Annotated in this window: 25 protein-coding genes; 8 read left to right on the top strand and 17 right to left on the bottom strand. The window is 60.1% G+C overall.

Translation table 11 applies throughout. The features are described 5' to 3' along the window. The 7 genes from pcaF to pcaD are packed head-to-tail and all read right to left on the bottom strand — an operon-like array spanning window position 1 to window position 5,477. The gene (gene pcaF, locus ACXHRN_RS23855) at window positions 1-1,203 is read right to left on the bottom strand and encodes a 3-oxoadipyl-CoA thiolase (RefSeq protein ID WP_488638765.1); all 1,203 of its coding nucleotides are present in this window, start codon (window positions 1,201-1,203) and stop codon (window positions 1-3) included. A 27-nt stretch (window positions 1,204-1,230) separates the two neighbouring features. Then, window positions 1,231-2,004, bottom strand: coding sequence for a CoA-transferase subunit beta (locus tag ACXHRN_RS23850; RefSeq protein ID WP_488638764.1), 774 nt, complete (start codon window positions 2,002-2,004; stop codon window positions 1,231-1,233). Then, window positions 2,001-2,858 (bottom strand): CoA transferase subunit A, encoded by an 858-nt coding sequence (locus tag ACXHRN_RS23845; RefSeq protein ID WP_488638763.1) that lies wholly within the window; start codon window positions 2,856-2,858, stop codon window positions 2,001-2,003. The genes ACXHRN_RS23850 and ACXHRN_RS23845 overlap by 4 nt, the downstream gene beginning before the upstream one ends. Window positions 2,859-2,907: 49 nt before the next feature. After that, on the bottom strand, window positions 2,908-3,531 hold the full coding sequence (gene pcaG, locus ACXHRN_RS23840) for a protocatechuate 3,4-dioxygenase subunit alpha (protein ID WP_488638762.1): 624 nt from the start codon (window positions 3,529-3,531) through the stop codon (window positions 2,908-2,910). Window positions 3,532-3,533: 2 nt separating this feature from the next. Further along, entirely contained in the window at window positions 3,534-4,274 is a 741-nt protein-coding gene (gene pcaH, locus ACXHRN_RS23835; RefSeq protein ID WP_488638761.1) for a protocatechuate 3,4-dioxygenase subunit beta, read from the bottom strand. Continuing rightward, a complete protein-coding gene (gene pcaC / locus ACXHRN_RS23830) occupies window positions 4,271-4,687 on the bottom strand; it encodes a 4-carboxymuconolactone decarboxylase (protein WP_488638760.1) in 417 nt (138 codons plus the stop codon). The genes pcaH and pcaC overlap by 4 nt, the downstream gene beginning before the upstream one ends. A 1-nt stretch (window position 4,688) precedes the next feature. Then, window positions 4,689-5,477, bottom strand: a complete 789-nt coding sequence (gene pcaD, locus ACXHRN_RS23825; RefSeq protein ID WP_488638759.1) for a 3-oxoadipate enol-lactonase — start codon at window positions 5,475-5,477, stop codon at window positions 4,689-4,691. Between the two features lie 84 nt (window positions 5,478-5,561). On the opposite strand from pcaD, the gene pcaQ reads away from it, so the two are divergent. After that, complete coding sequence (pcaQ, locus tag ACXHRN_RS23820; RefSeq protein WP_488638758.1) at window positions 5,562-6,491, top strand: pca operon transcription factor PcaQ; 930 nt, start codon at window positions 5,562-5,564, stop codon at window positions 6,489-6,491. Here the strand turns inward: pcaQ and ACXHRN_RS23815 are convergent. From ACXHRN_RS23815 to ubiE, 3 genes are all read right to left on the bottom strand, one after another. Continuing rightward, a complete protein-coding gene (locus ACXHRN_RS23815; RefSeq protein ID WP_488638757.1) occupies window positions 6,488-6,859 on the bottom strand; it encodes a DoxX family protein in 372 nt (123 codons plus the stop codon). The genes pcaQ and ACXHRN_RS23815 overlap by 4 nt on opposite strands. Before the next feature lie 132 nt (window positions 6,860-6,991). Next, complete coding sequence (gene ubiB / locus ACXHRN_RS23810; RefSeq protein ID WP_488638756.1) at window positions 6,992-8,572, bottom strand: 2-polyprenylphenol 6-hydroxylase; 1,581 nt, start codon at window positions 8,570-8,572, stop codon at window positions 6,992-6,994. 4 nt (window positions 8,573-8,576) lie between these two features. After that, a complete protein-coding gene (gene ubiE, locus ACXHRN_RS23805; protein ID WP_488638755.1) occupies window positions 8,577-9,353 on the bottom strand; it encodes a bifunctional demethylmenaquinone methyltransferase/2-methoxy-6-polyprenyl-1,4-benzoquinol methylase UbiE in 777 nt (258 codons plus the stop codon). Between the two features lie 193 nt (window positions 9,354-9,546). Here ubiE and mutM point away from each other — a divergent pair, with 193 nt between their 5' ends. The 4 genes from mutM to ACXHRN_RS23785 all read left to right on the top strand — a co-directional run bounded on the left by mutM (window position 9,547) and on the right by ACXHRN_RS23785 (window position 14,167). Then, window positions 9,547-10,434: a bifunctional DNA-formamidopyrimidine glycosylase/DNA-(apurinic or apyrimidinic site) lyase gene (mutM, locus tag ACXHRN_RS23800; RefSeq protein ID WP_488638754.1), complete on the top strand. Its 888-nt coding sequence runs from the start codon at window positions 9,547-9,549 to the stop codon at window positions 10,432-10,434. Between the two features lie 221 nt (window positions 10,435-10,655). Further along, a complete protein-coding gene (gene rpsT / locus ACXHRN_RS23795) occupies window positions 10,656-10,922 on the top strand; it encodes a 30S ribosomal protein S20 (RefSeq protein WP_488638753.1) in 267 nt (88 codons plus the stop codon). Window positions 10,923-11,813: 891 nt separating this feature from the next. After that, window positions 11,814-13,358 carry a chromosomal replication initiator protein DnaA gene (dnaA, locus tag ACXHRN_RS23790; RefSeq protein WP_488638752.1) on the top strand — a complete coding sequence of 515 codons (1,545 nt, stop codon included), beginning with the start codon at window positions 11,814-11,816 and terminating at the stop codon, window positions 13,356-13,358. Between the two features lie 2 nt (window positions 13,359-13,360). Beyond that, window positions 13,361-14,167, top strand: coding sequence for a phosphate/phosphite/phosphonate ABC transporter substrate-binding protein (locus ACXHRN_RS23785; protein WP_488638751.1), 807 nt, complete (start codon window positions 13,361-13,363; stop codon window positions 14,165-14,167). Here the strand turns inward: ACXHRN_RS23785 and ACXHRN_RS23780 are convergent. From ACXHRN_RS23780 to rph, 5 genes are all read right to left on the bottom strand, one after another. Then, window positions 14,149-15,147: a fatty acid desaturase gene (locus ACXHRN_RS23780; protein WP_488638750.1), complete on the bottom strand. Its 999-nt coding sequence runs from the start codon at window positions 15,145-15,147 to the stop codon at window positions 14,149-14,151. The genes ACXHRN_RS23785 and ACXHRN_RS23780 overlap by 19 nt on opposite strands. A 161-nt stretch (window positions 15,148-15,308) precedes the next feature. Further along, entirely contained in the window at window positions 15,309-16,487 is a 1,179-nt protein-coding gene (gene hemW, locus ACXHRN_RS23775; protein ID WP_488638749.1) for a radical SAM family heme chaperone HemW, read from the bottom strand. Window positions 16,488-16,490: 3 nt separating this feature from the next. Next, window positions 16,491-17,135: a non-canonical purine NTP pyrophosphatase gene (locus tag ACXHRN_RS23770; RefSeq protein WP_488638748.1), complete on the bottom strand. Its 645-nt coding sequence runs from the start codon at window positions 17,133-17,135 to the stop codon at window positions 16,491-16,493. A gap of 10 nt (window positions 17,136-17,145) precedes the next feature. Continuing rightward, window positions 17,146-17,544, bottom strand: a complete 399-nt coding sequence (locus ACXHRN_RS23765; protein ID WP_488638747.1) for a VOC family protein — start codon at window positions 17,542-17,544, stop codon at window positions 17,146-17,148. Between the two features lie 24 nt (window positions 17,545-17,568). Then, window positions 17,569-18,285, bottom strand: coding sequence for a ribonuclease PH (gene rph, locus ACXHRN_RS23760; protein WP_488638746.1), 717 nt, complete (start codon window positions 18,283-18,285; stop codon window positions 17,569-17,571). 161 nt (window positions 18,286-18,446) lie between these two features. Between rph and hrcA the strand changes: the two genes are divergently transcribed. Further along, window positions 18,447-19,499, top strand: coding sequence for a heat-inducible transcriptional repressor HrcA (gene hrcA, locus ACXHRN_RS23755; protein WP_488638745.1), 1,053 nt, complete (start codon window positions 18,447-18,449; stop codon window positions 19,497-19,499). 136 nt (window positions 19,500-19,635) lie between these two features. After that, window positions 19,636-20,244 carry a nucleotide exchange factor GrpE gene (grpE, locus tag ACXHRN_RS23750; protein WP_488638744.1) on the top strand — a complete coding sequence of 203 codons (609 nt, stop codon included), beginning with the start codon at window positions 19,636-19,638 and terminating at the stop codon, window positions 20,242-20,244. Between the two features lie 36 nt (window positions 20,245-20,280). Here the strand turns inward: grpE and ybaK are convergent, their stop codons facing one another. Together ybaK and ACXHRN_RS23740 are read right to left on the bottom strand one after the other, a co-directional pair. Further along, a complete protein-coding gene (gene ybaK, locus ACXHRN_RS23745) occupies window positions 20,281-20,754 on the bottom strand; it encodes a Cys-tRNA(Pro) deacylase (protein WP_488638743.1) in 474 nt (157 codons plus the stop codon). A gap of 6 nt (window positions 20,755-20,760) precedes the next feature. Beyond that, the gene (locus tag ACXHRN_RS23740) at window positions 20,761-21,111 is read right to left on the bottom strand and encodes an ArsC family reductase (RefSeq protein WP_488638742.1); all 351 of its coding nucleotides are present in this window, start codon (window positions 21,109-21,111) and stop codon (window positions 20,761-20,763) included. 169 nt (window positions 21,112-21,280) lie between these two features. Between ACXHRN_RS23740 and ACXHRN_RS23735 the strand changes: the two genes are divergently transcribed. Beyond that, on the top strand, window positions 21,281-21,799 hold the full coding sequence (locus tag ACXHRN_RS23735; RefSeq protein ID WP_488638741.1) for a methylated-DNA--[protein]-cysteine S-methyltransferase: 519 nt from the start codon (window positions 21,281-21,283) through the stop codon (window positions 21,797-21,799). Window positions 21,800-21,803 lie beyond the last annotated feature (4 nt).

Here is a 21,803-nt window from a genome sequence, read left to right as displayed (position 1 = left end):
TCAAACCCGTTCGAGCGCGATTGAAATCCCCTGACCGACACCGATGCACATTGTGGAGACGGCGTATCTGCCTCCGGTCAGCGACAGTTCCAAGGCCGCCGTGCCGGCAATGCGGGCGCCGGACATGCCGAGGGGATGACCGAGCGAGATCGCACCGCCATTCCTGTTGACCCGCGCGTCGTCGTCGGCGATGCCCAGATCGCGAAGTGTTGCAAGGCCTTGGCTGGCAAAAGCTTCGTTGAGTTCGATCACGTCAAGCTGCTCCTGTTTCAAGCCGAGGCGAGCCAGCAATTTCTTGGTGGCCGGCGCCGGGCCGATACCCATGATCCGTGGCGGCACGCCGGCGGTCGCACCGCCCAGCACGCGGGCGATTGGCGTAAGCCCATGCTTCTTGGCGGCCGCTTCCGAGGCCACGATCAGGGCGGCGGCACCGTCATTGACGCCCGAGGCATTGCCGGCCGTCACCGTGCCGTCGGCGCGGACGATCGGCTTGAGCTTGGCAAGCGCCTCCATATTGGTCGCGCGCGGATGCTCGTCTTTGTCGACAACGATCGGGTCACCCTTGCGCTGCGGGATCGTGACTGGCGTGATTTCCTTGCCAAGCCGGCCGTTTGCCTGCGCGGCAGCAGCCTTGGCTTGCGAGCGAACCGCGAAAGCGTCCTGGTCTTCGCGGGAGACCTTGAACTCGTCGGCGACATTCTCGCCGGTTTCCGGCATCGAGTCGACACCATACTGCTTCTTCATCAGCGGGTTGATGAAGCGCCAGCCGATTGTCGTGTCGTGGATCTCTGCATTGCGCGAAAACGCGCTTTCCGCCTTGGGAATGACGAAGGGCGCGCGGCTCATGCTTTCGACGCCGCCGGCAATCATCAGCTCGGCTTCACCGGCCTTGATGGCGCGCGCAGCCGCAATCACGGCGTCCATGCCCGAGCCGCAGAGGCGGTTCATCGTGGTGCCGGTAACGCCAACCGGCAGCCCGGCCAACAGCGCCGACATGCGCGCGACATTGCGATTGTCTTCGCCAGCCTGGTTGGCGCAGCCGAAGATAACGTCTTCGACCGCCTCGAAATCCACCGATGGATTGGCCGCCATCAGCGCTTTGAGAGGAATGGCGCCGAGGTCGTCGGTGCGGACCGCGGCGAGCGATCCGCCAAAACGGCCGATGGGAGTTCTGATGTAAGCGCAGATATAGGCCTCGGCCATCCCTAGATTCCTCTTCTCGTCGATACCTTACTGACCCTTGTGGGCGGCATCGGTGCGGGCCTTGAGGTCCCGCAATGTTGTCAGTTCGAGCTCGTCCGGCGCCGGCGTTTCCTCGAGCGTGTCGGCGAATTTCACCGGCCAGCCGCAGGTCTCCTGCACCTTCTCCCGCGTCACGCCCGGATGGAGCGAAACCACGGTGAATTCCTTGGTTACCGGATCAGGCTTCCAGATGGCAAGGTCGGTGACCAGCAAAGTCGGCCCTTTGGTTGATATGCCGAGCCGCTGGCGATGGTCGCCGCCCTCGCCGTGACCGAAGGAGGTGACGAAATCGATCTTCTCGACCATGCCGCGGGTGGATTGCGCCATGGTGATGAAGATCTCGCCGCAGGACGAGGCGATCTCCGGAGCGCCACCACCACCGGGCAGGCGGGTCTTCGGCTTGTCGTAGCTGCCGATCACCGTCGTGTTGATATTGCCGAATTTGTCGAGCTGGGCAGCGCCCAGAAAGCCGACGGTCACGCGGCCGCCTTGTAGCCAGTAGCGGAACATCTCCGGCACCGAAACCGTCGTTACCGAGGTCTCGCTCAGTTCACCGTCGCCGATCGACAGTGGCAACACGGTCGGCGCCGTGCCGATCGTGCCCGATTCATAGATCAGCGTGATCTCGGGCGCATGCGTCAGCCGCGCGACGTTGCAAGCAGCGGACGGCGCACCGATGCCGACAAAGCAGACGTCGGAATTCGACAGAGCACGCGAGGCGGCGATGGTCATCATTTCATTGGGGGTAAAGTTCTGGCTCATTTGGAAGGCCTCAGATGCGCGACCCGGCGGGCAAAATCCTCGGGAGTGGCGTCAAGCACGTTTTCTTTCATCCAGGTCTGGAATTTCTCCCGGTCTGCCGAGATGTCGTCCCATTCGAGATAGGAGGCATTGTCCCGGGCATAGTAGCCCTGCGCATAAGAGGGATGAGCGCCGCCGGGCACGACGGCGATGTTGGTGATCGTCCAACCGGGAATGATGCAGGCATTGACGCTGATATCGTCAAAATTATCGACGATCTCCTCGACCGTCACCACGGCACGCTTGGCCGCCAGCACCGCTTCCTTCTGGATACCGATAATCCCTTCGACCAGCACGTCGCCCTTCTTGTTGGCCTTCTGGGCGTGAATAAAGGACACGTCGGGGCGCACGGCGGGCACCGCTGCCAGCTTCTCGCCGGTAAACGGGCAGATCACCGACTTGATGTTCGGATTGACGCGCGCAAGCTCGGCTCCGAGATAGCCGCGAAAGATCGCGCAGGGGAGGCCAGCGGCGCCCGCTTCGTAGGCATTGGCCATCGCCGCGTGACTGTGCTCCTCGAGCTCCAGCTTGTGCGGATAGTGGTTCTCCACGGCATCGCGAAAGCGACGGAGCAAGCCGACACCGGGATTGCCGGCATAGGAAAAGATTACCTTCCTGACCATGCCGAGCCCGATCATCTGGTCGTAGATGCCGTCGGGCGTCATGCGGATCAGGGTGAGATCCTTGAACCCCTGCCGGATCGCCTCGTGGGCGGCAGCATGCGGAATGAGATGGGTAAACCCTTCGAAGGCGGCCGTATCCCCATCGTGGAGATTGTTTGCCACGGCCTCCTTCAGCGTCACTATCTTGGCCACGTCTGGACCTCGCGTTCGTCGTTGTAAATCATGGGTGGAGCACCATCGCTCACATGTCGAAGAAGATGGTTTCGTTTTCGCCCTGGAGATGGATGTTGAACGTCACCGTATCGCCCTCGCGCTTGCCGATCAGGGTCGGCACGCGGACGCGATGCTCGATCCGGCTCAGGATCGGGTCTTCCGCGTTGGCGGCTTCCTCGTCGGAGAAATACATTCGCGTCTGCAGGCCGATATTGATGCCGCGCGCCACGATCCAGAACAGGATATGCGGGGCCATCAAGCGCGGGTCGCTGTCACGAAATGGCGCTCGTCCTGGCTTGATCGTCTCGAAGGCGAATTCTCCTGTGTTCATGTCGCCGGGCTGGCGGCCCCAGCCGATGAAGTTGGGATCAGACTTACCCCGCGTTTCCGACGGACTGTTGTAGAAGCCATCCGCATCGGCCTGCCAGATTTCGACCATCGCGTCCTTGAGTGGCGTGCCGGTGCCGTCAAACACGAAGCCGCGCACCACGATCCGCTCGCCCTTGGCATTGTCGTTATAGAGCGGGCCGGAACCGAGATCGACAGGGAAAACACCCTCGATGCCGACGAAATTCGGCGTGCAGCCAATGTGGACATAGGGGCCTGCTGTCTGCGAGGCGGTTTCCTTGAGATAATTGAGCGGTTGCACCATGGTCAGTTGCCCTCCTTGCGGTTCTCGAAGAAGGTCGACCGGCGGCCGCGCAGCACGATGTCGAACTTGTAGGCGCGCATATCCATGGGGATCGTCGCGTTCCAGTCGAGCGGCGCGATCAACTGGTCGATCGCTGCCTGATCGGGGATCGTCTTGACGATGGGACATTTGGCAATCATCGGATCGCCCTCGAAATACATCTGGGTGATCAGCCGTTGGGCGAAGCCGTAGCCAAACACCGAGAAATGAATATGCGCCGGTCGCCAGTCGTTGGTCCAGTTCATCCACGGATAGGCGCCGGGCTTGACGGTCTTGAACCAGTAATAGCCGTCCTCGTCGGTGATCGTCCGGCCGACGCCACCGAAATTGGGGTCGACGGCCGCGAGATACATCTCCTTCTTGTGGCGATAGCGGCCGCCGGCATTGGCCTGCCAGAATTCGACCAGCGTGTTGCTTACACCACGGCCGCGCTCGTCCAGTATGCGCCCGTGCACGAGAATGCGCTGGCCGATGGCCATCTCGCCGGGCCTGGCATAGTTGACGATCAGGTCGTTATCGAGCGGGCCGAGAATGTTGTGGCCGAAGACAGGCCCGGTGATCTCCGTCTTCGTGCCCTCGAAGGACAGCAAAGCCCGTTGTGGCGAACGCGCCACCGAAGTCTTGTATATTGGCGTCAGCGCCGGCGGATGCATGGCGCGGTCGCGCGCGAAAAACGCGCCGGTTTCGGGCGGTGTATTCTTCATGCCTTTCCTCCCGCGGTCTGCGCCGCCGCGTCCATCTGCTCGTAGGTCTGCTTGATGATCTTGATGGCGTGATTGGCGGCCGGCACGCCGGCATAGATTGCCACATGCAGCATCGCTTCCCGCAGGTCCTCGGCGGTCGCGCCGGTATTGGCGGTGGCGCGCACGTGCATCGCCACCTCCTCGTCGTGGCCGAGTGCGGCCAGCAGCGCGATGGTGACGATCGAGCGCTGCCGATGGCTCCATTCCGGCCGCGACCAGACATGGCCCCAGGCCGCCTCGGTGATCAGCGCCTGGAATGGCTCGTCGAACGCCGTCTTGGCTGCTTCCGCAGCATCGACATGTGGCCCGCCGAGCACCTCCCGGCGGGTCTGCATGCCTTGTTCAAGACGGCTCGTCGGCACCTCGTCTGCCATGTTAATCCTCGTTGATGAATCCGGCTAACAATTCAGCCAGCGCCGCAGGCTGCTCGACGCAGGGAATGTGTCCCGCGCCCTTGATGACCTCGAATTCCGAGCCCGGAATGAGATCGGCGGTCGACTTGACGAGTTCGGGTGGCGTGGACCCGTCCTGGTCGCCGACGATGCACAGGACCGGAACCTTGATCTTCGGCGCATGCGCGGTGAAATCGGCATCGCGTATGGCCGCGCAGGTATTGGCGTAACCCTCGGGCGATTGCCGGCTCAGCATATTGCGATAGCCGGCGAGATCGGCCTTGCGCCTGTCATGGAAATCCCTTGTGAACCAGCGTTCGAGAATGGCATCCGCCATCGAGCCAATGCCGGACGTCTTCGCGGTCTCGATGCGGCCGTTCCAAAAGTCTGGAGTACCGATTTTGTGCGCTGTATCGCAGAGCACGATCTTCTCGACCAGGCCGGGCTTTTTCACATAGAGGCTCTGGACGATCAACCCGCCGACGGAGAGGCCGCAAAAGATCGCCTTCTTGATGCCGAGATGGGCAAGCAGGGCGATGAGGTCGTCCGCGTGATCCTCGATCGTCGATGACGCCTGGCCGATATCGGACAGACCGTGGCCACGCTTGTCATAGAGCAGCATAGACCAATTGTCGGTGAGTTCATCGATCAGCGGCAACCAGATACGGAAATCGGTGCCCAGCGAGTTGGAAAACACCACGACCGGTTCGTCTTCGAATTCCGTCAGATATTCATAGTGCAGATTGATGCCGTTGATTTCAGCAAATGCCATGGTCATTTCCTCTTAAGTCACAATTACAGGATGATTTTCGTCTGTTATAATGATATTTTCGTCCAAATTCATAACGAAATGGATATGTATCTGGATAGCAGGATCAAATTTCGCCATCTCGAGACGTTCATCGAAGTTGCCCGCCAGAGAAGCGTCGGCCGCGCGGCTGACGTGCTTGCGCTCACCCAGCCGGCGGTGACGCGGACGATCCGCGAGCTTGAGGACTATCTTGGCGTCGATCTCTTCGAAAGGGAAGGCCGCGGCATCCGCATCACGCGTTTTGGCGAGGTGTTTCTCCGGCATGCGGGCGAAAGCATCGCCGCCGTTAATCGCGGTGTCGACTCGATTGCCCAAGCGCGGAATTCCATGGGGCCACCACTCAGGATCGGTGCATTGCCCACCGCATCGGCGACCTTCCTGCCTGATGTCGTGGCTGAATTTCTTCAGGCGGGCACCGGCAGTCTGGTCACCATCGTCACCGGTGAGAACCGCTGGCTGCTGGATGCGTTGAGGCTCGGCGACCTCGATCTCGTCGTCGGGCGGCTGGCGGCGCCGGAGCGCATGGTGGGGCTGCATTTCGAGCCGCTTTATTCCGAAGAGATAGGATTTGCGGTGCGCACCGGCCACCCCTTGTTGTCGCGTCGCAATTTCTCGCTGGGCGAACTCGCCAACTACACGGTTCTGATGCCGACCCAGGGAGCAGTGATCCGCCCCTTCGTCGACCGGCTGTTGCTGACCAACGGCATCGCCGAACTGACCAACATAATAGAGACGGTGTCCGACAGTTTCGGCCGAGCTTATATCCAGCGCCATGATGCGATCTGGATCATTTCGCGCGGGGTGGTCTATCCCGAGGTGCAGGCGGGTCGCGTCGCGCTGCTCGATGTCGAAACGTCGGAGACGCGGGGCGCTGTCGGCTTGACAACACGGGCCGACGCCATACCCAGTCTGTCGCTGTCGATCATGATGACAACGATCCGCGAACGTCTGAAGACGAGCGGTCGGGTGCTCTAATCGAGACGAGCGTCTACCGATAGCAATCCGGCGCCGTTCGCCGCGACGTAGAACAAGCCGCCGGCAATCGCGATATCCTTCATGAAGGCCTGGAATTGCATGAGGTCGGCAAAATTGGAATGGCCGATGAAGGCCGCCGCAATGGAAAATAACGCAAGTATCGTGGCGGCAATCCGCGTCTTGAATCCGGTAAGAATTGCCAGGCCGCCGACAATTTCAATCAGGATCACCAGCCATGTCGTCTCTGCCGGCATAGGCAAGCCAACGGATTCGAAGTAGCCGGACGTGCCGCTGATATCGACAAGTTTCGAATATCCCGCCTGGAGAAAGATCGCCGACATCAATAGTCGGCCCAAGAGCATGGCCATACTTGGCATATTCGCCGTCCCGCCTGTAAAAAGATTATGGGCATAACCCGGTAATAACGGAAATATAGACAGTCAATGCGTAATTTTATACCCAATCCTCGGAATTGATAGATCTTTGCTGCACGTGCGATCTTAAAGGCCTGAAACCTTCCAGGCGATGTAGACCAGCGCGACAGCGATGACCCACAGCGCTACTCGTCCCGAACGCGAGTGCCGCGCTTCGGACCTGCCGATCGCTTCGGCCGTCTCGGCATCGAATCGCAGCCCGTTTTCACTCATGGCGGTCACCTGCTGGGCGAACTTTTCGGTCTTCATGGCGATCTCCGGCGCTGCCTCCGCAAGCCGGAAGGCTGCCTTCATGGCGTCGCGGATGTCGCCGACGATGCGCTTCGGTCCAAGATTGTCGCGGATCCAGCCCTCGACCACCGGCGCCGACGCCTTCCACATGTTGAAATGCGGATTGAGCGATCGCGCCACGCCCTCGACCACGACCATGGTCTTCTGCAGCATGATCAGCTCCGGCCGCGTTTCCATGTCGAACAGTTGCGTGACTTCAAACAGCAGCGTCAGCAGCTTGGCCATCGAGATCGTGTCGGCCGGCTGACCATGGATCGGTTCGCCGATCGCCCGGATCGCCTGGGCAAACGAGGCATGGTCGTGATGGGACGGCACGTAGCCAGCTTCGAAATGTACATCGGCGACGCGCTGGTAATCGCGGGTGATGAAGCCGAACAGGATCTCGGCGAGGAAGCGCCGTTCCTTTTTACCGAGGCGACCGACAATGCCCATATCGACGGCCACGACGATTCCCTGGGGATCGACGAACAGATTGCCCTGGTGCATATCTGCATGGAAGAAGCCGTCGCGGAGCGTGTGGCGCAGGAACGACTGCATCAGGTGCTCGGCGAGCATATTGAGATCGTGTCCGGCTGCCCGCAACCCTTCGATATCCGACATCTTGATGCCGTCGATCCATTCCATGGTCACGACATCGCGGCCAGTACGTTCCCAATCCACTTTCGGCACACGGAAACCGGGATCACCAATGGTGTTTTCTCCGAGTTCGGAGAGAGCCGCAGCCTCAAGGCGGAGGTCCATCTCGACCTTGGTCGTCTGCTCCAGCGTCTTGGTAACCTCGACCGGTCTCAGGCGGCGTGACGGCGGATGGAATTTCTCCTGCAGATGTGACACCAGATATTGGGCCTCGAGGTCACGCGCGAAGCGCTCGCGCACGCCGGGGCGGATCACCTTGACGGCGACCTTCTGCGGCACGCCGTCCTTGATGATCACGGCGGGGTGCACCTGCGCAATCGACGCCGCAGCCACCGGCTCGTCGAATTCCACATAGAGCTCGGCGATGCTGCGGCCGAGCGATGCTTCGATCTGCGCCTTCGCCAGCGCCATCGGAAACATCGACATCCGGTCTTGCAGCGTCGACAGGTCAGCGGCGAAATCGGCGCCCACGACATCCGGCCGCGTCGCCAGGAATTGGCCGATCTTCACATAGGAGGGGCCAAGGCGCTCGACGGCGCGCGACAGATTATCGGACTGCGTCGAGGACTTTGCGCGGTTGCGGGCAAACAGCCCGGCGATCGAATGGCCGAAACGAAGAGACAGCGGCAGGTCGTGGGCGGGAAGGGCGGACACAACCCCTTCGCGAACCAGCACCCAGCCGAGATTCATCAGGCGAAAATAGGCTCCAACGGCACTCATAAATTTAGAGTTTCCAGCCGGAATGCAGCGCCGCAACGCCACCGGTGAAATTGGTGAAGGTCGGCCGCGAGAACCCGGCATGGCCGATCATGTCGGCAAAGTCGCGCTGGTTGGGGAACTTGCGGATCGATTCCACCAGATACTGGTAGGGCTCGGCCTCACCGGTCACCGCCTTGCCGATGCGCGGGATCGCATTGAACGACCAGGCATCGTAGAACCGATCGAGCAACGGCATTTCGACTTCGGAGAACTCCAGCACCAGCAGTCGGCCGCCGCGCTTGAGCACCCGATAGGCTTCCGACAGCGCCACATCGATGCGCGGCACGTTGCGAATGCCGAAGGCGATCGTATAGGCGTCGAACGTATTGTTGTCGAAGGGCAGTTCCTCGGCATTGGCCTCGACAAAGGTAAGGTTCGGCGTCAGTCCTTTCTTTTCAGCGCGTTCGGCACCGACAGCCAGCATCGAGCCGTTGATGTCCAGTACCGTCGAATGCGCCTTACGGTCGGAGGCCTCGACGATGCGGAAGGCAATATCGCCTGTGCCGCCAGCCACGTCGAGCGTCCGGTAATCGGCGCTCTTGCGCGGGTTAAGCGCCGAGATCAGCGCGTCCTTCCAGGCGCGATGCATGCCGGCCGACATCAGGTCGTTCATGATGTCGTAGCGCTTGGCGACCTTGTGGAAGACCTCGTTGACCATGGTCTGCTTCTCGCCCGCACCGACGTCGCGAAAACCGTAGGATGTTTCCATCCCGCCTTCGGCCTTGGTGCGTGCTGTCGTCATGTCCGGTACTCCACTCAACGTCTTAATCTTATATGTATTCTTATGTGCGGCGCGACAATAACGGATCGCTCGGCAGGATGCCAGCCGGGTGCGCTGCAAAATGCTGCGTCACTTTGGTTGATCCTTTCGCCAAAGTCCTTATCTTCCCGCCGTTAACAGATCGCCACCCCGCCACCCAATCGAGATCGCCCTGATGCCTGAATTGCCCGAAGTGGAAACCGTTCGCCGTGGCCTTGCGCCGTTCATGGAAGGCGGGCGGATCAACAAGCTGATGCTACGGCGTGGCGACCTGCGCTTTCCGTTTCCAGAGCAGTTCGCCGAGCGGGTCGAAAACAAGGCGATCGTGGCGCTCGGCCGGCGGGCGAAATGCCTGCTGATCAATCTGGAGAGCGATCTCTCCATTATTGCTCATCTCGGCATGTCGGGCTCGTTCCGGATCGAGGCGGAGAAGGACAAGATGCCAGGCGACTTTCACCATCCGCGTTCCAAGGACGAGGCGCATGACCATGTGATTTTCGAGATCGAACGGACGAATGGGCAGGTACGGATTATCTACAACGATCCCCGTCGCTTCGGCTTCATGCATCTGATGGCGACCTCGGAACTCGACACCTATCCGGCCTTTGCCGGCCTGGGTCCGGAACCCACCGGAAATTTTCTCTCGGCCGATTATCTCGCCGCTCGCTTCGAAGGCCGCAAGCAACCGCTCAAAAGCGCGTTGCTTGACCAGAAGGTCATTGCCGGGCTCGGCAACATCTATGTCTGCGAGGCGCTCTATCGCGCTCACCTGCTGCCGACACGGGCAGCTTCGACCATCGTCAAGGCCAACGGCAAGCCGGCCAAGGCACTGGAGCAGCTGACGGGGGATATTCGCGAGGTGATCGCCGAGGCGATCGAGGCCGGCGGCTCGTCCCTACGTGACCATATCCAGACGGATGGCTCGCTCGGCTATTTCCAGCATCGCTTCAAGGTCTACGACCGCGAGGGCCAGCCATGCCAGACACCCGGATGCACGGGAACGATCGAGCGGATTGCCCAAGCTGGCCGGTCGACTTTCTTTTGCCGCACCTGCCAGAAGTAGTCTATAAGTCTGCTGCAGGTGTTCGGCACCCGCGGCGCAGATTCTTTTGCTGAACTGATTGACGTGCAGGCACATAGGGGTTATACGCCGCCCACAGTTTGAAGAGCCGAGACAACAAGGCTTTTCTGAATGCTCCCCTCATTGCCCGGCATTGAGGCCGCCCGCCAAAGGGCTAGCGGCTAGCAGGGGCATGTTGGACAGATCGTTTAAGAGAGGCATACATGGCCAATACACAATCGGCGAAAAAAGCGACCCGCAAGATCGCCCGCCAGACCGAGGTTAACAAGGCTCGTCGTTCGCGCATGCGTTCTTTCATCCGCAAGGTTGAAGAAGCCATTGCATCCGGCGACAAGACTGCAGCCGAAGCCGCATTGAAGGCTGCCCAGCCGGAATTGCAGCGCGCTGCCACCAAGGGCGTGCTTCATCGTAACACCGCATCCCGCAAGGTCTCCCGCCTTGCCAATCGCGTGAATTCGATCGGCGCCTGATCTTATTGAGAAATTTTGCATTGAGCCTGGCGTTTCGCCGGGCTTTTTGCGTTTACTAAAAATGACAGTTTTTTTATAAGAAAATTTAGATTACCGCAAAATAGTATGACAAGAAAAATTTATATTTTTCAATGGTTTACCAAAGGTTTCGTCACATTCCCCGATCTCACCTTACGGCAGTTCGCCTATAAATCGAGTCAAGTGAATTTTTTATTTTTTATTTTCCGAGCGTGTGTTTTTGGTGGAAAAAGGGAATCTCGTTGATTTCCAAGCGATTCTTTTTCGGAAACCTCTTCCCTTTTAGTCGCGTCAGAATTGTCAATGGCTTTCTCTTAAGAATGCGTAAAAAAGGCCATTGATCTTGCCCTCCGATCTTGCCTAAATGCTTTCCACGAGGAACGGGCAAGCGGCCTTTCAATCCTGCCGGAGGGCAGGTAAGAGAGCCGGCCAGCCAAGACTTCGGACTGAAATTTCGGTTTCTTCAATCCCAGTTTGATTGGATTGTGTATGGGATGCCCTTGGCTCCCATCGGGGACGCTTTGTCCTCCAATCCAGCCTGACAATGAAAAGGGAGGAAAGCCGCAAGGAAGGGGCGAGAGCCGAAATGCCAGGGGACAAGTTGGCAGTTCGGAACAAGCAAGGCCAGACGACGTTGGATTTTGATGACGGGGCGACGAGGCCCTCCGTGTGTACTGCTTTTGCAGATGAAGCGGAGGACGTCCCGAGTATCCGGATCCAGCTGATGTGCCGTGGAGCTCAAATGGGCTTCTCACACACAGTACTATTGGAAGATTGCGCGAGGCTTGCGTCATTATGGCAAGCGGCGCGCAAAGCGGGTCGGGTGAATGAATTTGCCCGTGCTCTAAAAGACTGAGATGCAAAGGCGGCGACATGCACATGGCAATAACAGAAAAAGGCGCGTTTTCCGGATTGGAAGCGGCGCAGACCGTTGCGGCAGGCGGTATAAAGACAGATACAGGGGAAACCGGCATGAAACACGACGCCTTGTTCGAGCGCTTTTCCGCGCGACTTAAGGCGAAGGTTGGGCCGGATGTGTTCGCGAGCTGGTTTGGCCGGCTGAAGCTTCATTCGATATCCAAGAGCGTCGTGCGGCTTTCCGTGCCGACGACGTTCCTGAAATCGTGGATCAACAATCGCTATCTCGACATGATGACCGGTCTCTTGCAGGAAGAGGATGCCGATATCCTCAAGGTCGAAATCCTCGTTCGCACCGCTGTGCGGCCAACCCGGCCCGGCGTGGTCGAGGACGCTCCCGTTGCCTTCATTGAAAACACGGTCCAGCAGCCCGCCCGCAAGGCCGGGACACCGTTCTTTGCAACCACCCAGCAGACGCAGCATAGCCAGCCACAGCGGCCCACCGGCAACTCCACGCTATTTGGCTCGCCGCTCGACAGCCGCTACACATTCGCAAGCTTCATTGAAGGTCCGTCGAACCGTGTCGCATTGGCAGCGGCCCGTACGATCGCCGAATCCGGCGCCGGCTCCGTCCGCTTCAATCCGCTCTTCATTCATTCGAGCGTCGGCCTCGGCAAGACGCATCTTTTGCAGGCAATTGCCGCCGCCGCGCTTTCCAATCCGCGCAATCCGCGCGTCGTCTATCTGACGGCTGAATATTTCATGTGGCGCTTTGCCACTGCGATCCGCGACAATGATGCACTGACGCTGAAGGAATCGCTGCGCCACATCGACATCCTGGTGATCGACGACATGCAGTTCCTGCAGGGCAAGCTGATCCAGAACGAGTTCTGTCACCTCCTCAACATGCTGCTCGACAGCGCCAAGCAGGTCGTGGTCGCAGCCGACCGTGCCCCTTGGGAGCTGGAATCGCTCGACCCGCGGGTGCGCTCGCGCCTGCAGGGCGGCGTTGCCATCGAAATGGATGCACCGGATTTCGACATGCGGCTTGAAATGCTCAAGCTTCGCCTCGACCAGGCCCGCGTGGAAGATCCCGGTCTTGATATCCCGCAGGCGATTCTCGAACATGTGGCGACCAACATCACCGCATCGGGCCGCGAGCTCGAAGGCGCGTTCAACCAGCTGATGTTCCGCAAGTCCTTCGAGCCCGATCTGTCGATCGACCGGGTGGACGAACTTCTCGCCCATCTCGTCGGCGCCGGTGAACCCAAGCGGGTGCGCATCGAAGACATCCAGCGTGTCGTGGCGCGTCATTATAATGTCTCGCGGCAGGAGCTGGTCTCCAATCGCCGCACAAGGGTCATCGTCAAGCCGCGCCAGATCGCCATGTATCTTTCCAAGACCATGACGCCGCGCTCCTTCCCCGAAATCGGCCGCAGATTCGGCGGGCGTGATCACACGACGGTTCTGCATGCGGTGCGCAAGATCGAGGAACTGATCTCTGGCGATCAGAAGCTCTCGCATGAAATCGAACTGTTGCGCCGCCTGATCAACGAGTAGCCATGCCGCGTTCAAGCCTTGCAATGTACGATATGCTGGCGCCGGTTCAGGCAGCAAACGATTTGCTGTGGACCGGCATCCGCGACCGGCTTCGGGTTGCCGGCCTTTCGGCGCCCGATTCTCTCGACCGCGACATCAGCTATAGCGGCATCTGGCTGCAGCCGGACCTGATGCTGGCGCAAACCTGCGGCTACCCCTTCATCAGGGAGTTGCAGGGCAAGGTGCGGCTGGTGGCGACTCCCATTTATGACTTTGCCGGCGGCACCGGCACCGAGCGGGCAAGCTTCCTGGTTGCCAGCGACCAGAACGAATTTGCCGATCTCGAGGCGTTCCGTGGCAGCCGTGCCGCGGTCAACGACCATATGTCCAATTCCGGCATGAACCTGTTCCGGGCGGCGCTTGCTCCGATCGCCGGAGGCAAGCCGTTCTTCTCCGAAGTCGTCGTCACCGGCGGCCACCTGCCGTCGATGAAGGCCGTACAGGATGGCATCGCCGACATCGCCTCGATCGATACGGTGTCCTGGGGAATGCTGGCACGCCACGCGCCCGAAATGCTCGACGGTCTGCGAATCGTCGGCGAGACACCGCGTGGACCGGGACTGCCCTATATCACCAGCCTTGCAACTTCAGATGCCGATCTGAAGATCCTGCAGACGGCCATCAAGGATGCGATCGCCGACAAGGATCTGGCCGGGGCCACCCGCGCGCTCGGGCTCATCGGCGTAGAAATCCTCGACGAGGATGATTATGCGCGGCTCGCACAGCTCGGCACGGATGCCGAGCGTCTGGGTTATCCGATCATCGCCTGATCGTTCTGGATCTCGGGCAGATCGGTGCCGGTCACTGTTTCGGGATGCTGCGGATGCACCGGCTCGTGGTGTGGCTTGAAGAAGAAGCGTCGGGCCACTTCCAGATAGCCGTTATAGACCAATCCGCCATTCAGCTTGATGAAGGCATCGCGATTCGCCTTGTAGAGCGCCGGGATCTTGTACCACGGCATCTGCGGACGCGAATGATGGACGATATGCAGGTTGTTGTAGAGAAACAGCAGGCCGAAGGCCGGGGTGTTCTCGACGATGGCCGTCCGTTCTTCCTTCTCGCCGGCATATTGATGCTCGGCAAACGACCTCAATCGCGAAAAGGCGATGCCGGCATAGACAAAGGCCGTAAGATAGATCCATAGCGGCATGTCGCAGACCGCCAGCACCCAGGTCAGCACAAGTGCCGCGCCGATCAGATGCGCGCCCCATATGCCGGCATTGCGGAAATCGCCACGCACGACATGCGTCACTTCATGGCCAAGGAATGTCGCGAGCGACACCAGCGGCCCGATGATCAGCCGGCCGGCCAGCGTGTTGTCGACCCTGGTGATCAGGCGCCCGAGGGCACCGGTGCGTTCCCAGGCGTCGCCGGTGAGATAATAGGATTCCGGATCCTCGATGGGATCGGTCAACCATTCGTCGTTGTGGTGTTTGAGATGGGCGCGTTTGTAAAGCTGGTAGGGCAACCAGAGCGCCAGCGGTGGCCAGCCAACGGCATCATTGATCCGGCGAAACCGGGTGGGGTGTCCATGCAGCACTTCATGCTGCAAGGAGCCATGCCAGGCGAGCAACCAGCCGCCGGCGATGAACAGCAGCACATAGGGGATAGAGGCCCAGAAATAGGTGAGCAGGAACCACGCTGTGTAAATAAATGTCGCAAGGGCAAGGGTGGGCCATTCAATGGTGAAACGGGACTTTTTGAGCCGGTTCACACTTGAACGAGGGTCATCGAAATTAATCGTGGCCATGGTATTCCGCGAATTTCAAAAATCAGGTTCTGAACGCGGAGAGCGGATCGTCCTGGCGCTACCTTATCTTATGTATAGATATATGGCGCCAACCTTGCGCGGACGTCAAGAGGCTTGATCCGGCAAGCGAAAAAATAATCTACGGATTTGGTAGAATTCACTCAGGACGCGAGATCGGCGACCACTGCGTCGAGAATCAGCATGCCCTGCGGCGTGCAGCGGATGCGGGCATTGCCAAGCCGCTCGAGGAAGCCGTGGCCGATCAGGAACTCTTCCTTTTCAGGATCGAGCATGCGGCCGGATTGCTCGCTCCAGCGCACGAGGTCGAGACCCTCGCGCAGCCGCAGGCCCATCAGCAGCATCTCGTCGGCCTGCTCCTCGTGCTCGAGGCTGTCATTGTCGATCATGCCGTGACCTTGAGCGCGCACCGCTTCAAGCCAGGCCTCGGGATTGCGCTCGGTTGATGTGGCATATTTGCGTCCGCCAGACGTCAGCCGTCCATGGGCGCCCGGGCCGATGCCGGCATAGTCGCCATAGCGCCAATAGGTCAGGTTGTGGCGGCTCTCGGCGCCCGGCACGGAATGATTGGACACCTCGTAAGCCGGCATGCCCGCGGCTGATGTCACGTCCTGGGTGATCTCGTAGAGCCGGGCCGAGTCTTCCTGGCTGGGCAGCACGATCTTGCCGTTCTTGTGCAGGCCGTAGAAGGGCGTGCCCTCCTCGATTGTCAGCTGATAGAGCGACAGATGATCGACGGCATAGGAGATCGCCTCGTTGAGTTCATCGATCCAGTCCTGCTCCTGCTGGCCGGGCCGCGCATAGATCAGGTCAAACGACATGCGTGGAAAAATGTCGCGCGCCAGCTTCACGGCTTTGAGCGCATCCTCGACGTTATGCAGCCGCCCGAGGAAACGCAAATCCTTGTCATTAAGCGCCTGCACGCCGAGCGAAACGCGATTGACCCCGGCGGCGCGATAGCCGCGGAACCGCTCCGCCTCGACGCTGGAGGGGTTGGCTTCCATGGTGATTTCGATGCCATCGGGCACATGCCAGTGCCGGGCAATGCCATTGAGGATCGCGTCCACCGTCTGAGGCTTCATCAGCGATGGCGTGCCGCCGCCCATGAAGATCGAGGTGACGGTGCGCGAGCCGCTAATCGCCCGCATTGCCGTCATTTCCTTGAGGAAAGCATCAACGAAGGCGTCCTGGTCGACGGCGACGTGACGCACATGGCTGTTGAAATCGCAATAAGGACACTTGGCCGCGCAGAACGGCCAATGGATGTAGACGCCGAAGCCCGGTTCACCTGTATCCGGAAGCAGTGGGGCTTGGCGGTCCATGGTCTAGAGTTCCAGTCCGGTCTCGACCAGCAGCTTGAAGGCGCGGGCGCGGTGCGACAAAGCCTGCTCGTCGCCCGGCTTCCAGCCATGCTTCTGCTCGGCGCTCATCTCACCGAAGGTGGTGTCGTAGCCCAGGGGCTGGAACACCGGATCGTATCCAAAACCGCTGGTGCCGCGCGGCGGCCAGACGATATGGCCCTCGACATCGCCGCGAAAGATTTCCGTATGGCCATCCGGCCAGGCCAGGCAAAGCACGCTGACGAAGCGGCCCGTCCGCTGCTCGGGTGTTGTGGCGCCCTTCTCAACCAGCGCCTCTTCGACCTTTTCCATCGCCATCTGGAAATCGCGGCTGCCGTCTTCGCGCTCGGCCCAGTTGGCGGTGTAGACACCGGGCGCGCCATCAAGTGCGTCGACGGCGAGGCCCGAATCGTCGGAAAGCGCGGGCAGGCCGGAAGACATCGCCGAGGCCAGCGCCTTGATGCGGGCATTTTCCTCGTAAGTCGTGCCGGTTTCATCCGGCTCGACGAATTTAAGGTCGGCAGCCGACTTCGCGGTAAAACCCAGCGGACCGATCAGGTCGCGGATCTCGGCGATCTTGCCTGAGTTGTGGCTGGCGACGACGATCGTCTTGGTATCAAGCTTGCGCATTCAGAACCTCTTAGATGCCCCAGATCCGCGCTTCGGCAAATTCAAGCGAATTGCCGGCCGGATCGCGGAAATAAATCGAGCGGCCACCACGCGGCCATTCGACGACGGCTTCGATGCCGACGCCGGCATTGGAAAGCCGCTGCGCCCAATCGTCGATCTCGCCGGCAGTGGCCTGGAAACAGAGATGGCCCGGTCCGCGCGAACCATGCGGCGGCACGGCCAGTTGATCTCCGGTCGGCGGCACTTCCGTTTCATCCGGGTTGAAGATCAACAGTACCATTTGGCCACAACGGTAGAAGATGTGGCGGTTGCCGGCACGCATGATTTTCGTCAGGCCGAGCACCTTGCTGTAGAAGATCTCGGCGGCGTCGAGATCATGCGCATAGAGCGACGATTCAAGAATCTGCATGTCCGGTCCTGCCTTTCGGGCTGCTTAGGCGATCGCCTGCTTTTGAAGCTCGACGAGTTCGGCAACGCCGTTCTTGGCTAGGCCCATCAATGTCAGCAACTCTTCCTCGCTGAAGGGTGCGCCCTCCGCAGTGCCCTGGATCTCGACGAAGCCGCCCTTGCCGGTCATGACGAAGTTGGCGTCGGTCTCGGCCGAGGAATCCTCGAGATAATCGAGGTCGATCACCGGCTGGCTGGCGAAGATGCCGCAGGAGATCGCCGCCACATGATCCTTGAGAACCTTCTCAAGGCTCAGCATCTTGCGGTTTTCCATCCACTTCAGGCAATCGTAGAGCGCGATCCAGCCGCCGGTGATGGATGCCGTGCGGGTGCCGCCATCGGCCTGGATGACGTCGCAGTCGACGGTGATCTGGCGTTCGCCGAGCGATTCAAGGCTGACCACGGCGCGCAGCGAGCGGCCGATCAGCCGCTGGATTTCCTGGGTGCGACCGCCCTGCTTGCCGGATGCTGCTTCGCGACGCATGCGGTCGCCGGTGGAGCGCGGCAGCATGCCGTATTCGGCGGTGACCCAACCCTTGCCGCTGTTGCGCAGCCATGCCGGCGGCTTTTCCTCGACGCTTGCGGTGCACAGCACGTGGGTGTCGCCAAACTTCACCAGGCAGGAGCCTTCGGCATGCTTGGAATAGCCGCGCTCGAAACTCACCTTGCGCATTTGGTCGGTTTTCCGTCCGGATGGCCGCATTTTCAAACTCCTTGATCTCGATTGCTGCGTCTTAAGCGGCGCGGCAGCATTTTGCAAAGGAAAAGGGGCGATTTTCCTTTTGCTTAGTCCCATCAAATCCCTATATTTCAGCTTGATCGTCATTTTCGGCGTGTGGATTGCGTACCGATGGGAAGAGCTGCATGAAAGGTCTTGATGACCGCTCGGGAGAAATTTTTCGACGCATTGTCGAAAGCTATCTCGGCAGCGGCGAACCCTTGGGCTCTCGCTCGCTGTCGCGGCTTTTGCCGATGTCGCTGTCGCCGGCTTCCGTGCGCAATGTGATGAGCGATCTCGAGGATCTCGGCCTCATCTATTCGCCGCATGTCTCCGCCGGCCGCCTGCCCACCCAGCAGGGCCTTCGCTTTTTCGTCGATGCCTTCATGCAGGTGGGCTCGCTGTCGGACGAGGAACGCCGCGACATCGACCGGCAGATCCGCCCCGACAATCGTGATGTCCCCGTTGAGACCGCGCTGAATGGCGCAAGCCAGATGCTGTCCTCTGCTTCGCGTGGTGCGGGCCTCGTCATCACCACCAAGAGCGACACGCTGCTCAAGCACGTCGAATTCGTGCGTCTGTCGCCGGAAAAGGCGCTGGTGGTGCTGGTGGGCGAGCGCGACGAGGTCGAAAACCGCATCATTGCCTTGCCGGCGGGGACGACGTCCTCGCAGCTTGTGGCGGCGGCAAATTTCCTCAACGCCCATATGTCCGGCCTGACGCTGAGCGAAGCCAGCGATCGCATCGAGAAACTCAAGGAAACCATCCGCACCGAGCTCGACGCACTCTCCAGCGACCTCGTCGAGCGCGGCCTTGCGACATGGTCGGGTGCCGAGGAAGGCCGGCCGGCGCGTTTGATCGTCCGGGGCCGTTCCAACCTGCTCGATGGCGTTGACGACATGGGCGATCTCGACCGGATACGCATGCTGTTCGACGACCTGGAGAAGAAGGAATCGCTTTCCGACATTCTCGATCTCGCCGAAGGCGGCCAGGGCGTGCGCATCTTCATCGGTTCGGAAAACACGCTGTTTTCGCTGTCCGGCTCCTCGCTGATCGTGGCACCTTACAAGAACAGCGAGGACCGGATCATCGGCGCCGTCGGCGTCATCGGCCCGACGCGGCTCAATTATTCGCGCATTGTGCCGATGGTGGACTATACAGCGCAGCTGATGTCAAAACTCGCCGGCAGCGGCCGATAAGCTGATATTCAGGCAGTTGCGAACACTCAGTATACGGTGCGATGCGCAGAATCTTGACGCAAAGTCTTGATTTTTCCGCTGCAAACCTCGATATCGGCTGCAAATCACGAGAAATTCAGGAATTGCGGAGACCGCCATGACGGATGACAACAAGAACGCGTATCAGACGGACGCCGATGAAAACGCAGCCAATCCGGAAAACGTAGCCGCCGACCAGGCCGATTCTGCCCGGGAACCGGATCCGGTCGAGCTGCTGAAGGCCGAGAACAACGAGATGAAGGACAAGTTCCTGCGGCTGGCCGCCGAGATGGACAATCTGCGCCGTCGTACCGAGCGCGAGATTAAGGACGCCAAGGTCTATTCGGCTGCCGGCTTTGCCCGCGACATGCTATCGGTGTCCGACAACCTGCGCCGCGCGATCGATGCCATCCCGGACGAGGTGCGTGCTGCGGGCGAGGCTGGCCTCATGGCGCTGATCGAAGGTGTTGAGATGACCGAACGCGCAATGCTCGGCGCGCTCGAGCGCCACGGCGTCAAGAAGATCGACCCGAACGGCCAGAAATTCGACCCGAACTTCCACCAGGCGATGTTCGAGGTCCCCAATCCGGAAATTCCGGCAAACACCGTCATCCAGGTGGTACAGGACGGCTATACGATCGGCGATCGCGTGCTGCGCCCGGCCATGGTCGGCGTTTCCAAGGGCGGCCCGAAGGCCGATGCCACCAATCCGGAAACCGCTTCCTGATCGGGCCGCCCGATCATACTGATAGGGCTGACTTGATCATGCAACGACGGCGGCGATGATTGCATTCGCCGCCTTTGCTGCATCTGCAGGCGCAAGATGTACCTGCAGTCCACGCTGGCCACCATTCATGTAGACGCGCTCATGCGCCATCGCTTCTGCTTCGAAGACGGTCGGCACCTGTTTCTTCTGGCCAAACGGCGAGATGCCGCCGACGACATAGCCGGTGGCCTTTTCCGCCAGCGCTGGCTTCATCATATTGGCCGATTTGCCCTTGAAGGCCGCCGCCAGCTTCTTCATGCTGACTTCACGATCCGAAGGCACCACCACGCAGACGGCCTTGCCGTCGACCTCCGCCATCAGCGTCTTGAGCACCATGGACGCCGAAACCCCGATCGCCTCGGCCGCTTGCATGCCGATGCGGTCCGCATCCGGGTCGTAATCATAGGTCAGGACGTCGAACGTGACCTTGGCGGCTGCAAGCGCGAGCGTCGCGCGGGTGGATTTGGACATAGTCTCTCAGTCCTGAAAGGTTGCCGCATAGAGATCCGGCTTGAAGCCGGCCATGGTGGTCTCGTCGGTCACCAGCATCGGCCGCTTGATCATCGTGGGATTGCGCACCATCAGCGCGATCGCCTTTACCTCGTCAAGATCCGCCTTCTCCTCATCCGGCAGTTCCTTGAAGGTCGTGCTCGCCTTGTTGAGCACCTTCTCCCAGCCGAGGATATTGATCCAGGTCTTCACACTCTTGGCGTCGATGCCTTCGGCGCGATAATCATGGAAATTGTAGGCAACGCCGTGGGTGTCAAGCCAGGTGAAGGCCTTCTTCATCGTGTCGCAGTTCTTGATGCCATAGATGGTAACCGGCATGAATTCCGTTCCTCGGATGCGCGTCTTCAGGTTCGTGTATCAAGCCCGTCGCGGATTTGGAATATGTCGCTTTGACACCCCTCCTCGCTCTCCGACGAAATCGGGTGGAAAAACACCGTTTCAGCTGCTTTGCTGTATGACCCAATCGATCTCCAACGAATGATTTCCAATGACCGCATCGCAGCTTTCACTCTACCGAGTAGAAGAACGACACCCAATCGGGCCGATCCTGATCGTCACTAAAAAACGTACACTCGTGGCGCTTGATTTTGGAACGCCGGACGGCCGCTTGTCGCGCCTGCTGCGGACCCGCTTCGGCGATCATGTCTTGCGGGAGGAGCGTGACGACATCAATGACATAGCGCTGGCGCTGCGGGCCTATCTCGAAGGCGATTTCGACACCTTGAATTCGATCCCGGTCGATGGCGGCGGCACGGAATTCCAGCGTCGAGCCTGGGCGGCGCTGCGAACGATCCCGGCTGGCGAGACGCGTACCTATGGGCAGATGACCGATATTCTCGGCAAGCCCAATGCGGCGCGCGCGGTCGGGTTGGCAAATGCGCTCAATCCCATCAGCTTGTTCGTGCCCTGTCATCGGCTGGTCGGCAGCACAGGCGCGCTGACCGGCTATGGCGGTGGCATCGGACGCAAGCGATGGCTGCTCGAACATGAACGCCACTCGCGGTGATGCG

This window comes from Shinella sp. OV683, assembly GCF_057787725.1.
The sequence above is the reverse complement of the archived record's forward strand: the minus strand, read 5'-3'. Positions and strand labels throughout refer to the sequence as shown.